Origin of the sequence: Paraburkholderia adhaesiva, from assembly GCF_021390575.1 — a bacterium.
GTDB lineage: Bacteria > Pseudomonadota > Gammaproteobacteria > Burkholderiales > Burkholderiaceae > Paraburkholderia > Paraburkholderia adhaesiva.
Genome location: NZ_JAJEJQ010000003.1, coordinates 141,538 through 155,641, shown reverse-complemented (window position 1 = coordinate 155,641; position 14,104 = coordinate 141,538). Strand labels below are relative to the sequence as shown.

The 14,104-nt window shown below is 63.9% G+C and carries 10 protein-coding genes; 4 read left to right on the top strand and 6 right to left on the bottom strand.

Annotated elements, in window-relative coordinates; genetic code table 11:
• Positions 1-124 precede the first annotated feature (124 nt).
• From L0U80_RS24690 to L0U80_RS24680, 3 genes are all read left to right on the top strand, one after another.
• On the top strand, positions 125-451 hold the full coding sequence (locus L0U80_RS24690) for a DUF4148 domain-containing protein (protein WP_233871985.1): 327 nt from the start codon (positions 125-127) through the stop codon (positions 449-451).
• Positions 452-495: 44 nt separating this feature from the next.
• A complete protein-coding gene (locus L0U80_RS24685) occupies positions 496-1,809 on the top strand; it encodes a serine hydrolase domain-containing protein (protein ID WP_233871982.1) in 1,314 nt (437 codons plus the stop codon).
• 99 nt (positions 1,810-1,908) lie between these two features.
• Positions 1,909-2,928: an aldo/keto reductase gene (locus L0U80_RS24680; protein ID WP_233871979.1), complete on the top strand. Its 1,020-nt coding sequence runs from the start codon at positions 1,909-1,911 to the stop codon at positions 2,926-2,928.
• 82 nt (positions 2,929-3,010) lie between these two features.
• On the opposite strand, the gene L0U80_RS24675 is transcribed toward L0U80_RS24680, so the two are convergent.
• The 3 genes from L0U80_RS24675 to L0U80_RS24665 all read right to left on the bottom strand — a co-directional run bounded on the left by L0U80_RS24675 (position 3,011) and on the right by L0U80_RS24665 (position 5,064).
• A complete protein-coding gene (locus L0U80_RS24675; protein WP_233871976.1) occupies positions 3,011-3,715 on the bottom strand; it encodes a glutathione S-transferase N-terminal domain-containing protein in 705 nt (234 codons plus the stop codon).
• A 121-nt stretch (positions 3,716-3,836) separates the two neighbouring features.
• A complete protein-coding gene (locus L0U80_RS24670) occupies positions 3,837-4,544 on the bottom strand; it encodes a dienelactone hydrolase family protein (RefSeq protein ID WP_233871973.1) in 708 nt (235 codons plus the stop codon).
• A gap of 100 nt (positions 4,545-4,644) precedes the next feature.
• A complete protein-coding gene (locus L0U80_RS24665) occupies positions 4,645-5,064 on the bottom strand; it encodes a secondary thiamine-phosphate synthase enzyme YjbQ (RefSeq protein ID WP_233871970.1) in 420 nt (139 codons plus the stop codon).
• 190 nt (positions 5,065-5,254) lie between these two features.
• On the opposite strand from L0U80_RS24665, the gene nfsB reads away from it, so the two are divergent.
• Positions 5,255-5,908 (top strand): oxygen-insensitive NAD(P)H nitroreductase, encoded by a 654-nt coding sequence (gene nfsB / locus L0U80_RS24660; RefSeq protein ID WP_233871967.1) that lies wholly within the window; start codon positions 5,255-5,257, stop codon positions 5,906-5,908.
• Between the two features lie 122 nt (positions 5,909-6,030).
• Here nfsB and L0U80_RS24655 read toward each other — a convergent pair whose 3' ends face one another.
• From L0U80_RS24655 to L0U80_RS24645, 3 genes are read right to left on the bottom strand one after another with little or no spacing between them, the layout of a single operon-like run.
• Complete coding sequence (locus L0U80_RS24655; RefSeq protein ID WP_373322286.1) at positions 6,031-7,620, bottom strand: efflux transporter outer membrane subunit; 1,590 nt, start codon at positions 7,618-7,620, stop codon at positions 6,031-6,033.
• Positions 7,617-10,931: an efflux RND transporter permease subunit gene (locus L0U80_RS24650; protein WP_233871964.1), complete on the bottom strand. Its 3,315-nt coding sequence runs from the start codon at positions 10,929-10,931 to the stop codon at positions 7,617-7,619. Before L0U80_RS24650 ends, L0U80_RS24655 begins: the two co-directional genes overlap by 4 nt.
• Positions 10,928-14,089 (bottom strand): efflux RND transporter permease subunit, encoded by a 3,162-nt coding sequence (locus L0U80_RS24645; RefSeq protein ID WP_233871961.1) that lies wholly within the window; start codon positions 14,087-14,089, stop codon positions 10,928-10,930. The genes L0U80_RS24650 and L0U80_RS24645 overlap by 4 nt, the downstream gene beginning before the upstream one ends.
• Positions 14,090-14,104: the final 15 nt, after the last annotated feature.

Genomic DNA, 14,104 nt, shown 5'->3' with positions numbered 1-14,104 from the left:
CATGCCTCATTGGTGATTCGAAGTCACTTATTCGATGCCATCCATGTCATTTAATTTCGATTGGCGTTTCTCCAGAATTCACCTCACCGAGACATCCCGTCTTGCTGATTGAAAGGAGATTGCCATGAACATCCGTATTCTCATCGTTGCCATTGCTACCGCGGTTGCTCTTCCCGTTACCGCACATGCGCAGAGTGATGCACCGGGCACGACACGTGCACAGGTTCGCCAGGAAATCGTGCAACTTGAGCGTGCCGGATATCAACCCGCACGTATCGACAACGCCAATTACCCGGATGACATCCTCGCAGCCGAAACGCGAATTCGCGCGGCTGGCGGTGCCAATTCGTATGCCGTCACCGCAGTAGGCGGCGCGACCGATGGCCGGTCCGAGTCGGGGAGTCGCCTCGCCGCGAATGGCTCGCAGAGCGCGTTGTTCGCGCATCACTGAGACACCGTGACGCCACGATTTATTCAGTCGTAGAGGAGCACAAAATGACGGTATTTCTGAATCGCCGTCGGCTTCTGAAAGGTGCGCCGAGCCTGCTGGCCGTCGCGACGCTCGGCGCGTTCGCAAGCCGGAACGCGCAAGCAACGCAGCAAGGTGCACCGGAAGAAGCAGTGCGGGCCCGGCACCCCGCCAACGCATCGATCGATCAATGCCTGCAACGGGCGGTCGACGACGGCACGGTGGTCGGTGTCGTGGCCATGGGTGCCACGCCGCGCGGGCTCGTCTACGAGGGCGCGCGCGGGCTGGCGAATGTTCACAATCGTGACGCCATCAGCCCCGACACGATCCTCTGGCTTCTGTCGATGACCAAGGCGATCACTGCAACCGCGTGCATGCAACTCGTCGAACAGGGCAGGCTGCGCCTCGATCAGCCCGCGGGCGAGATCCTGCCGCAGTTGAAGTCGCCACGGATTCTCGACGGGTTCGACGCTTCGGGGCAACCGAAGCTGCGTCCTGCGCGCAATACGATCACGGTGCGTCATCTGCTCACGCACACCTCGGGCTTCACATACAGCATCTGGAGCGGCGAAATCGGTCAGTACGAGAAGGCGACGGGCATGCCCGATATCGGCTACTCGATGGAGGGCGCATTCGCGGCGCCGCTCGAATTCGAGCCGGGCGAACGCTGGCAGTACGGCATCAGCATGGACTGGGTCGGCAAGCTCGTGGAGGCCGTGACCGACCAGTCGCTGGAGGTCTATTTCCGCGAGCACATCTTTGCGCCGCTAGGCATGCGCAATACTGGCTTCCTCATCGGCAGTGCGCAGAAAGAGCGCGTCGCAACCATGCACCGACGTCAGGCGGATGGCTCACTGGTGGCCGAGCCGTTCGAGATCAACCAGCGGCCTGAATTCTTCATGGGCGGTGGTGGACTGTTCAGCACGCCGCGCGACTACATGGCGTTCCTGCAGATGTTATTGAACGGCGGCACGTATCGCGGCGAGCGTGTTCTGCGCGCCGACACCGTGACGACGATGTTCCGCAATCACATCGGCGATCTGCAGGTTACCGAAATGAAGACGGCGCTGCCGTCGTGGTCGAACAGCTTCGATCAGTTTCCGGGCACGGTGCACAAGTGGGGGCTGTCGTTCGACATCAATACACAGCCCGGACCCAACGGGCGCAGCGCGGGCAGCGTGAGTTGGGCCGGACTGCTCAACACGTACTACTGGATCGATCCGGTCAAGCACGTCACCGGATCGCTCTATACGCAGATGCTGCCGTTCTACGATGCCCGCGTCGTGGATCTCTACGGACAGTTCGAGCGCGCGCTTTACGACGGCCTGAAGCGTGCCTGAGCGCGTGGCGGCAGGTCTAACCGGAACCGGCTGGTCGATGCAGTCGTCTGCGCGTCGATCAACCTTTGCATGACATACCGATTCACAAAGGAGTACACGATGGAATACAGCACGCTTGGCAGAACCGGCCTGCGCGTCTCGCGGCTAAGTCTGGGTGCAATGACGTTCGGCGCCGGCTCGGGCATTTGGGGCAACATTGCCGGACTTGAAAGCGATCAGGCCACCGGGCTCGTCGAGATGGCCGTGGACCGCGGTGTCAATCTGATCGACACGGCGGACGTCTACTCGCAGGGTCACTCGGAAGAAGTCGTGGGGCAGGTGCTGGGTGCGCTGGGGCTGGACGAAACTCGAATGCTCGTCGCGACCAAGGTGCGCCTGCGCACCGGCCCCGGCCAGAATGAAGTTGGGTTGGGCCGCTCGCATATCATGCGCTCGGTCGAGACCAGCCTGAAACGAATCGGCCGCGATCACATCGACCTGCTTCAGTTGCACGACCGCGACGCGCTGGTTCCGCTCGACGAGACACTTCGTGTCATGGACGACCTCGTCACGCAGGGCAAGGTCCGCCACATCGGCGTGTGCAATTTCAGCGCAGCCGATCTCGAGCGCGCTCACGGCATAACGTCGCGCACCGATCGTGTGCATGTGGCGAGCAATCAGGTGCATTACTCGCTGACATGCCGTGATGTGGAGCACGAAATCATGTCTGTAGCAGCGACAAACCATATTGGCCTTATGGTCTGGAGCCCTCTGGCTGGCGGCTACCTGAGCGGCAAGTATGGTCAGAATGACGAAGCTGGCGGGCGTCGTGCGAAGCTCGACTTTCCTCCGGTCGACTTCGTCAGGGCCGAGCCAATCGTCGCCGTCTTGCGTGAAGTTGCTGGCGAACTGGCGGCCACGCCGGCTCAAGTCGCACTGGCGTGGTTACTCGCGCGCGAGCAGATCACTTCCGTCATCGTCGGAGCCCGCTCGTCCGGACAGCTCGCGGCCAACCTCGACGCGCACAATCTCACGCTGACCTCGGAACAGATCGCGCGCCTCGATACGGTTTCCGGGACGCCAGTTCCGTTCCCGCACTGGATGCAACGCTTCCACGACCGGGACCGGATTCCCGGTTGATTAACGGGACGTTGTAGATATTGCCGGACCGCGAACGCGAAGCACGCCGACGATCGACACCAGGCGCGCTTCGCTTTTCCACTCATCCCCGATGCGGAATATCGAGCGCCCGTACAACGGCCGGACGCGCGAGGAAAGCGCCCAGCACGCGCGTGACGTGCGGGAAGTCGCCAATGCCGACCAGATCGCCCGCCTCATAGAACCCGACGAGATTGCGCACCCACGGGAACGTCGCCATGTCGGCGATGGTGTAGTGCTCGCCCATGAGCCACGCGCGGCCTTCGAGACGGCCGTTCAGCACGCCCAGCAGACGGCGCGATTCGGCAACATACCGGTCGCGCGGACGCTTGTCCTCGTAATCCTTACCTGCGAAACGGTGGAAGAAGCCCAACTGGCCGAACATCGGACCGATGCCGCCCATCTGGAACATGAGCCACTGGATCGTCTCGTAGCGCTCGTTGCCGGCGCGCGGGAGGAACTGGCCGCACTTGTCGGCGAGATAGATCAGGATCGCACCCGACTCGAACAGCGCGAGCGGCTGGTCATCCGGGCCATTGGGATCGAGGATCGCGGGAATCTTGTTGTTGGGATTCAGCGAAAGGAATTCGGGCGACATCTGGTCGTTTGCGTCGAAGCGAACGAGATGCGGCTCGTAGGCGAGGCCCGATTCTTCGAGCATCACCGAAACCTTGACGCCGTTCGGCGTAGGCAGTGAATAGAGCTGGATGCGCCCGGGATGCTGCGCGGGCCACTTGCGGGTAATGGGAAAAGCGGAGAGATCGTTCATGCGGGCGGTTCCTTTTGCCGGGCGACGTGTATGCGTTTGCAAACGCCGCCCAGTTTAGGGGAATCCGCGGGCGGCGTGTTTTTACCGCCCGCGTTCCTGCGTGAATATCGCGCGTGCCGCGTTACGCCCAGAGCGTCTTGCCCCAGAACGTGAGCGAACGGTCCCACGCCAGTTGTGCCCAGACCGGATCGTACTGCGTCGCGGCGATGCGGCCCGGACCGACGGCGGTTTCATTCGCGAAGGCGTGGTGCGCGAGATAGCGGTGGAATTCGACGCTCACCTTGTTGTCTTGCAGTTTCTTTTCAAGCGCGTCGACGGCTTCGGGCTTGAAGAACTGGTCTTGCATGCCCCAGTGGCCGAGCACGGGCGCCGTGATCTTCGTGGCGTCGATGTATTCGAGCGGCGGCAGGCCGTACCACGCCACCACGCCGGAGAGTCCCGGAATCTGGGTCGCGGCGAGCAGCGCCAGCGCGCCGCCCATGCAGTAACCCGTCACGCCGACGCGGTTGGTGAGCGTCTTCAGGTGATCGACGGCGCCGCGCACGTCCTGCGAAGCGGCGTCCGCGAAGTCGAGCCCATTCATCAGGTGGTTCGCTTCTTCTTCCTCGACTGTGGCCTTGCCGCGATAGAGATCGGGCACGAGCGCCAGATAGCCCGACTTGGCGAGGCGGTCGGCCACGCCGCGAATCTGGTCGTTCAATCCCCACCATTCCTGGATCACGACGATGGCGGGCGCGCCGGCGACCTTCTCCGGCTTCGCGAGATAACCCTGCAGCGCCTGGCCGTCGGGGCGGTTAAAGGTAATCATGGATCCGGCGTGCTGTGTCATGGTGTTCATTCCTTTCTGTGCGGAAGCTCAATTGGGCGGAAGCCGTAGCATAGCGCCTGCGCGGCAGCTTTGCTGGACCGCTTCGCCCAACGCGTATGTGTCATTCGCCGATCAGATGCAGCACGATATCGCGTACCTGTGCTTGCCGGCGATGCTCGAACAGATAAACCCCCTGCCACGTGCCGAGCACCGGCTCGCCGTGTTCGACCGGTATCGAAAGCTGCGTCTGCGTGAGCACGGTGCGCAGATGCGCGGGCATGTCGTCGGGGCCTTCCGTGTCGTGTTCGTAGCGCTGCGGATCTTCGGGGGCGAGTTCATCGAAATAACGCTCGATGTCGCGGCGCACGGAAGGGTCCGCATTTTCCTGGATCAGCAGCGAAGCCGACGTATGGCGGCAGAACACGGTCAAAAGCCCCGTGCCGATGCCCTGTTCGCGCACGAACGCGCGCACGCCCGCGCTGATGTCGACGAGGCCGCGCGTGCGCGCGTTCACGCGCAGATGATGAATCGCCTGGCGCATGGGCGTAACTCCTTCATGGTCGTCGTCTGATGGGTGTGATGGCTCAGCATAGCGGATGCCGCGGCGCCCCGTGGAGCGCCCGGCACGCGCGAGTGCTTGCTGGTAGGATGTCGCCTTTGCCGCGGCGACGGCGGCGCGAAAGCGCCCCATCAACGGGCGGCAAACACCGGATACACCCAGGAGAACGTATTTGAACCTTACCCGCTTCGCGAAGGGCCGCCATGCCACGAAGGCATTCGACGCCGCCCGCAAGATTCCCGCATCCGTCATCGATGAACTGAAGGAGCTGGTTCGTTTCAGCCCGTCGTCGGTGAACTCGCAGCCGTGGCATTTCGTGATCGCATCGAGCGACGCGGGCCGCGCGCGTGTCGCGAAGGCCATGCAGGCGGGCTACGCCTATAACGAGCCGAAGGTGCTGAACGCTTCGCACGTCGTCGTGCTGTGCGCGCGCACCGATATGGACGACGCGCATCTCGCCGCCGTGATCGCGCAGGAAGAAGCGGACGGCCGCTTCGCCAACGCCGACGCGAAGGCAGGGCAGCAGAAAACGCGTTCGTACTACGTGGATCTGCATCGGGAGCGCAGCACCCTGTCCACGTGGATGGAAAAGCAGGTGTATCTGGCGCTCGGCACGCTGTTGATCGGCGCGGCTACGCTCGAGATCGACGCGTGCCCGATGGAAGGTTTCGACGCGAAGACGCTCGACGCCGAACTCGGCCTGACCGAAAAGGGCCTGACGTCGGTGGTCGTGGTGAGCCTCGGCTACCGCAGCGACAGCGATTTCAACGCGAAGCTGCCGAAGTCGCGTCTGCCTGTGCAAACCGTGTTCACCGAACTCGCGTAACGTTTTCTCGCAAGGCGGGCGGTGTTGTCACGCGCCTGCCTTGCGCAGTCTGCATCTCTCTTCGCTTACCCACTCGCGCTGGAAAAGCCCGCCCCACGTCGCTATAGCAACGTGCCTGGCGTTCATTGGCTTTGTGTCGCCGCTGGCATGTGGCTCGCCTGCTCGGAGGCCGCATTCGCCGCGTTGGCATTCGGGTCCTCGCGGTCCGGATGCCCTGCATCGTGCAGCGCGCCGGACCATCCTCCCCCCAGGTCGCCGATCAGCGACGTCGCCGTGAGCAGCCGTTGCTGCTGCACGCCCAGCGCTGTCTGCTGCTGGACCAACTGCGTGGTCTGAGCCGTCGCGACAGTCGTGTAATCGACGGTGCCCGCTTCGAACTCGTCCTGGGCGATCTTCGTGCCGTGGATGGCGTCGCGCACGGCAGCGTCGAGCGCGTCCGATTGCTGCGCGAGGATACGCAACCCCGACAGATCGTTCTCCACGCTCGCGAACGCACTCAGTACCGTGGCGCGATAATTCGCCACCGCCGCGTCGTAGGTTGCGTGCGCCGCGGCCACCTGGCCTCCACGCAATCCGCCATCGAAGATCGTTTGCGATGCGTTCGCACCGAGCGACCACACGTAGTTGCTCATATGCAGCAAGCCCGAGAGCGGCGATTGCGTGAAGCCGGCGAGTGCCGAGAGCGAGATCGCCGGGTAGTACGCCGCGGTCGCTACGCCGATCGACGCGTTCGCGGCTGCCATGTTCCGCTCCGACGCCGCGATGTCCGGGCGGCGCTGCAGGATCGTGGAGGGTACGCCAGCGGGGGTCGAGGGGAGCGTAGGCAGCTTTTCGCTGTGCGCAATGGTGAGGTCTTCGGGATTGCGGCCCACGAGCACCGCGATCGCGTGTTCGTTCTGCGCGCGCGCGACGCCGAGCGCAATCAGGTTCGCCTGAGCCGTCTCCAGTTGCGTGCGCGCGAGAACGAGACTGGACGGCGGGATTGTGCCCGCGAAATCCTGATCGGCCACCACACGCAGGAACGCCGTATAGGCGGCGACCGTGTGCGTGAGCAGGTCGATATTCGCATCGGCGACGCGCAGGTCTATCACGGCGTTGGCAAGCAGAATCTGTTCGGACAACGTAGCGTTGGCGAGCGTCGCCTCACTGGCCTGCGCCGTCGCGGAATTCTGTTCGACCTGGCGGCGCACCTCGCCCCACACGTCGATGTTCCAGCTCGCGGTGCCTTCAAGCGAGCCCGCGTTATTGATGCGCGCGAAGCCACCGCTGCTGCTGAGCGAGCTGACCCCGCTCACGCTGCTGAGCGTGCCGATGGCCGAACGCTCGCGTGTGAGCGAGCCGGTTACCCCGAGCGTCGGAAACAGGCCCGCACGCGCGATGCGCACTTCGGCGAGCGCCTGCTGATAGTTCGCGTAGCTCTGCCGCACGGTCTGGTTCGACACCGCGACGAGCGGCTCCAGTTCGTCGAGCAGCGGGTCGTTGAACGTGGTCCACCAGTCGCCTTTCGGGCTTTCGGCGGCGGGCTCGGCCTGGGTCCAGCCGGGCAACTCCTTCCAGGTGGTGGGCACGTTCACCTGCGGACGATGGTAATCGGGGCCGACCATGCAGCCGCCGACGAGCATCGCAAAGGCGAACGGTGCGAGCCGCAGCGCGGCGCGCGTGCGCGCCGGGGAGTAGCGGCGGCGCGTTGGCATGTGGATAGGCTTCATCATGATGCGCTCTCATCGGCCTGGCGGTTCCAGGGCAGGCGCTCGGCCCAGCGCGCGAGACGAGCGCGCAGGCGGTCGAGGAACAGGTAAATGACGGGTGTGGTGTACAGCGTGAAGATCTGGCTCAGAAGCAGGCCACCCACCACGGTCACGCCGAGCGGCTGGCGCAGCGACGCACCCTGGCCGATGCCGATCGCGAGCGGTACCGCGCCGAGCACGGCGGCGAACGTCGTCATCATGATTGGCCGCAGACGCACCACGGCTGCTTCATGAATCGCGCGTCTCGCGTCCATGCCCTCGTAGCGTTGCAGCTGGATCGCGACGTCGACCATCATGATGCCGTTCTTCTTGACGATGCCGATCAGCAGGATGATGCCGATCATCGCGATGACCGAAAACGGCGTGCCGAAGATCAGCATGGCGAGCGTCGCGCCGATGCCGGCGGAGGGCAGCGTCGAGAGAATGGTGAGCGGGTGGATGGTGTTCTCGTAGAGCACGCCGAGCACGATATACACGACGGCGAGCGCGGCGAGGATCAGAAGCGGCACGGTGCCCATCGACTGCGCATAGGCTTGCGCCGCGCCCGCAAATGAGCCATGCACTGAAGCGGGCATACCGATGTTGCGTTCGGCTTGCTGGATGATCTGCTCCGCTCCGCTCAGCGAGCCGCCCTTGGGCAGATTGAACGAGATGGTGCCCGCGACCAGGCCGCTCTGGTGATTCACCTGCGTCGCGGTGTGGCTCGTCACCCACGTCATGAGCGCTTTCAACGGCACCATGGTTTCGGCGGCGGTGCTATCCGGGCTGCCGGTCGCACTGCCGCCTTTGCTGTTGGCAATCGCATTGTTGAGCTGGTTCGCTACGGCGTTTGCGTTGAGCGCGTTCGTGTTCAACGTTGTGCCGGACGTCGTGGCCACGGCCACGTGCGACGTTACGCCGGAGATGGTGCCGGAATGCATCTGCGTCTGCGCGGCCCCGCTCGCGTTGCCCGCCGCCGTGGAAAGCCAGATCTGGTCGAATGATTGCGGAAACTGCCAGTACTTCGGCGCGACTTCCATCACGACGAAATACTGATTGATCGCGTTGTAGATGGTCGACACGGTGCGCTGGCCGAACGCGTCGTAGAGCGTGTTGTCGATCTGGTTCGGATCGAAGGTAAAGCGCTTCGCGGTGGGGCGATCGTAGGTCACGTCGGCCTGCAGGCCGTTTTGCTGCAGGTCGGAGTTCACGTCGAGCATCTGGGTACGATGTTTGTTCAGTTCGTCGACGAGCCGTGGCACCCAGGTGAAGAGCGCGTCGGCGTCTTCGCTTGTGAGCGTGTACTGGTATTGCGCCGCTGACTGCCGCCCGCCGATCTGCAGATCCTGTTGCGCCTGGAGGAAGAGTCGCGCGCCGGAGACTGCATTGAGCTTCGGCCGCAGCCGGTTGACGACTTCGGTGGCTGAGAGATGGCGTTCGTTGAGCGGTTTGAGTTCGATGAAGACATTGGCCGAGTTGAGCGCGCGCCCGCCCGTGAAGCCGGCCACCGAGGCCACGGCGGGGTCCTTCTGCACGATCGACTGCAGCTGCGCGAGCTTTTTCGACATCGCCTGGAACGAGATGCTCTGGTCCGCGATGATCTGGCCAATCAGGATGCCGGTGTCCTGCTCGGGGAAGAACGTGGCGGAGAGCAGGCGCGCGACGAATACATTGGCGACTAGCAGCCCGATCAGCACGAAGATGACGAGCGCCGCATGGTCGAGCGCGGCTTCGAGCGAGCGTGAATAGGCCGCTTTGAATCGCCCGAACTGGGCCTCGATCCACGCGGAAACGCGTCCCTGTGGGCGCGCGTTTTGCCGGGGCTGAAGCAAATACGCGCACATCGCCGGCGTGACCGTGAGCGAGACGACGAGCGAGATGAGGATTGCGATGGAGAGCGTCATCGCAAACTCGTGGAAGAGCAGGCCGACGATACCCGGCATCAGCAGGATCGGCAGAAACACAGCGATGAGCGAAAGGCTCATCGATATCACGGTGAAGCCCACTTCGCCCGCGCCGCGTATTGCGGCTTCTTTTGGCTCAATACCAGCCTCGATGTGGCGCACGATGTTCTCCAGCACGACCACAGCATCGTCCACGACGAAGCCGGTGCCGATGGTGAGCGCCATCAGCGAGAGATTGTCGATGCTGTAGCCGAGCAGATACATCGGCCCGAAGGTGCCGACGATCGAGATCGGCAACGCGACGGCGGGGATCAGCGTGGCGCGCGGCGAGAGCAGGAACACGAACACCACGCCGATCACGAGCAGGACCGCGATGAAGAGCGTGCGCTCCGTATCGGCCACGGAGGCACGCACCGATTCGGAGCGGTCGATCGCGACGTGGACCTTGATAGACGCGGGCAGCGCCGCTTCGATGGAGGGCAGCCGCGCCCCGATCTGCTGCACGGTTTTGACGACGTTGCTGCCCGGCATCGGATAGACGATGACGAGCACCGCCGACTTGCCGTTGTAAAGGCCCGCATTGCGGATGTTTTCGTTTGAGTCGAGCACCTCGGCCACGTCTTTGAGCAACACCGGCGAGCCTTCGCGATACGCGATCACGATGTCCTTGAATGGCGCGGCCTTGCTGATCTGGTCGTTCGACATGACCTGGTAGCGCTGGTCGCCCTGATCGATGTGACCTTTCGCGCTGTTCGCGTTGGCCGCGCCGATCGCGGCGCGCACGTCCTCCATGCCGATGCCGTAGCTGTTGAGTTTGCCGGGCTCCAGTTCCACGCGTACGGACGGCAGCGCGCCGCCCCCCAGCGTGATCTGGCCCACGCCGTTCACCTGCGAAAGCTGCTGCTGGATCACCGAATCGGCGGAGTCGTAGAGTTGCGCCTTCGTGAGCGTGTCCGAGGTGAGTGCGAGCACCATGATCGGCGCGCTCGCCGGGTTGTACTGGCGATAGGTGGGGTTGCTGCGCAACGTGGTGGGCAGGTCGGCGCGGGCGGCCTGGATGGCCGCTTCCACGTCGCGTGCCGCGCCGTTGATGTCGCGCGTCAGCCCGAACACGATGATGACCATCGACGAGCCGACATAGCTGATCGACGTGAGCTGGCTGACGTCCGCGATGGTGCCGAGGCGGCGCTCCAGCGGCTCGGCCACCGTGGCCGCCATGATGTCGGGGCTCGCGCCCGCCATCGTGGCCTGTACGACGATCACGGGATACGCGATATTCGGCAGCGGTGCGACGGGCAGCCGGAGAAACGCGAGCGCGCCCGAAATCAGGATCGCGATCGCGAGGAGTGAGGTCGCGACCGGTCGCCGGATAAAGAGCGCCGAGATGTTCACGGCGTGCCCTCGGGAGCGGGCGGTGTGCCGCCGTCCGCGCCGCCGTCCTGATTGCCTGCACCGCCGGCGCCATCGGCGCTACGCTTGCGACCGAAACGCACGGCAAGACGGTCGAAGAACAGATAGATCACGGGCGTCGTAAAGAGCGTGAGCATCTGCGAAAGCGTGAGGCCGCCGATGATCGCCAGACCGAGCGGTCGCCGCAGTTCCGACCCGGTGCCGGCGCCGAGCAGCATCGGCAACGCGCCGAGCATGGCCGCGAGCGTGGTCATCAAGATCGGGCGGAAACGCAGGATCGACGCCTCGAAGATCGCTTCGCGAGGCGGCTTGCCGTGCACGCGTTCGGCTTCGAGCGCGAAGTCCACCATCATGATGGCGTTCTTCTTGACGATGCCGATCAAAAGCACGATGCCGATGATGCCGATCACGTCGAGGTCGTCGCCCGCGATCATCAGCGCGAGCAGCGCGCCGATGCCGGCGGATGGCAGCGTCGAGAGAATCGTGACCGGATGCACATAGCTCTCATAGAGCACGCCCAGCACGATATAGACGGCCACGAGCGCGGCGATCAGCAAATACACTTCGCTCGTGAGCGAATCTTCGAACGCCTGCGCGGCACCCTGCAACGACAACGTGATCGACGGCGGCAATTGCGCGTCCGCTTCGGCCTTGCGGATATCGCGCACGGCGGCGGAAAGCGATCCGCCCTGCGCGAGGTTGAACGAGATCGTCACGGAAGGAAACTGCGCGAGGTGGCTGATGACGAGCGGCGAGCGCATGATCTGGATCGTCGCAATGCCCTTGAGCGGCACCTGGCCCGTTTCGCTCGTCTGGCTGGGCAGATAGATGTTGCCGATCGAATCGACGGTGGCCAGCGTCTCCGGTTTCGCGACGAGAATCACGCGATACTGGTCCGACTGCTGGAAAATCGTCGAGACGATGCGCTGGCCGAGGGCGTCGTAGAGCGCGTTGTCGATCGTTGCGGCTGTGATGCCGTAGCGCGCCGCGAGCTGGCGGTTCACTTCGACATTGACTGCGAGGCCATCCGTGTTCAGATCGCTCGTGACGTCGCTGATGGCGGGGATCTGCTTCATACGCGCGATCAGCGCGGGCACGTACTGATTGAACGCCTCCTGATTCGGGCCGCGCAGGACGATGTTGTACTGGTTGGGCGAGACCGTCGTGTCGAGCGTGAGTTCCTGCTCCGGCTGCAGATAGAGCCGGATGCCCGGTACCTTCGCCACCCGCTGCTGGATGCGCCGCCCGATTTCCGCTGCGGTGTCGGAGCGGTCGTCGTGCGGCTTCAGATTGATGAGGAAGCGCCCGTTGTTGAGCGTCGTGTTGATGCCGTCGATGCCCACATACGAGGTGAGCGAGACCACGTCGGGGTCCTTGAGGATCTCGTCGGCGAGTGCGGACTGGCGGCGCACCATCGCGAGGTAGGACACCGAATTGTCAGCCACGCTGATGCCCTGAATCACGCCCACATCCTGCACCGGGAACAGACCTTTCGGGATCACGATGTACAGGACCATCGTGAGCACGACCGTGCCCACGGCCACGAGCAGCGTGAGCGTCTGATGGTCGAGCACCCACTTCAGGCCGCGCTCGTAGGCGGCAAGCAGCTTGTTGAAGAGCGATTCGCTGATGCGTTCGAAACGGCTCGGGTGGCGTTCGGCCTGCGCGCGCAACATGCGTGCACAGAGCATCGGCACGACCGTGAGCGAGACGACCGCCGAGAGCACGATGGTCACGGCGAGCGTCACCGCGAATTCGCTGAAGAGCCGCCCGATCACACCGCCCATGAAAAGCAGTGGAATCAGCACGGCAATCAGCGAAATGGTCAGCGAGAGAATGGTGAAGCCGATCTGTCCGGCGCCTTCCAATGCCGCGTCGAGGGGCTTCTTGCCCTCCTCGAGATAACGCACGACGTTCTCGATCATCACGATCGAGTCGTCTACGACGAAGCCCGTCGCGATGATGAGCGCCATCAGCGAAAGATTGTCGATCGAGTAGTTCAGCTCGTACATCAGCGCGAGCGTGCCGATCAGCGAGACCGGCACCGAAATGCTCGGAATGATCGTGGCGGGCACGTTGCGCAGGAACACGAAAATCACGGCCACCACCAGCATGACCGCGAGCACGAGTTCGAACGCGGCATCGGCCACCGACGCGCGGATCACGCCGACGCTGTTCGACACCACCGTGACGTGCATGCCCGCGGGCAGCGCCGCTTCGAGCTGCGGCAATTGGCGCGTGATCTGGTCGACCGTCGCGATGACGTTCGCGCCCGGCTGGCGCTGGACGTTCAGCACGATCGCGGGTGCGTGGTTGTACCATGCGCCGCGCTCGACGTCCTGCGGCGCCGTGCTCACGCGCGCGACGTCGCGCATGAACACGGGCGAGCCGTTCTGGTAGGCGATGACCGTGTTTTCGTAGTCCCTCGGGTCCGAGATCTGATCGTTCGAATTGATCGTGTAGTTGAGCTCGGGGCCGTCGAAGTTGCCCTTCGGTGCGCTCACGTTCACGTTGGCGAGCAGCGTGCGCAGGTCGTCGAGATTGAGGCCGTAGGCGGCGAGCTTTTGCGGATCGGCTTCCACGCGCACGGCGGGTACGTTGCCGCCCGCCGTCGTGACGAGACCCACGCCCGACACCTGGGAGATCTTCATCGCGAGGCGGTTGTTGGCCGCGTCCTGCAACTGCGTGAGCGACATCGACTTCGACGTGATCGCGAGCGTGAGGATCGCCTGGTCCGCGGGATTGACCTTCGCGTAGGTCGGCGGCGCGGGCAGGCCCGACGGCAGGAAGCTGTTGGCCGCGTTGATGGCCTGCTGGACGTTCTGCGCAGCGACGTCGAGATTGAGCGCGAGGTCGAACTGCATCGTGATGACCGACGCGCCTTGCGAACTGTACGAGATCATCTGCTGCAGGCCAGGGATCTGGCCGAGCTGCACTTCCAGCGGCGCAGTGACGGTGGTGGCCATCACCGAGGGGCTCGCGCCGGGGTAGAAGGTCTGTACCTGGATGGTCGGATAGTCGACCGAGGGCAGGGACGACACCGGCAGGAACTTCATCGCGACGAGGCCGACCAGCACCATCGCGATCATCAGGAGCGACGTGGCGACTGGCCGGAGGATGAACAGACGGGAGATATTCATCTGCACCAGGTCCGC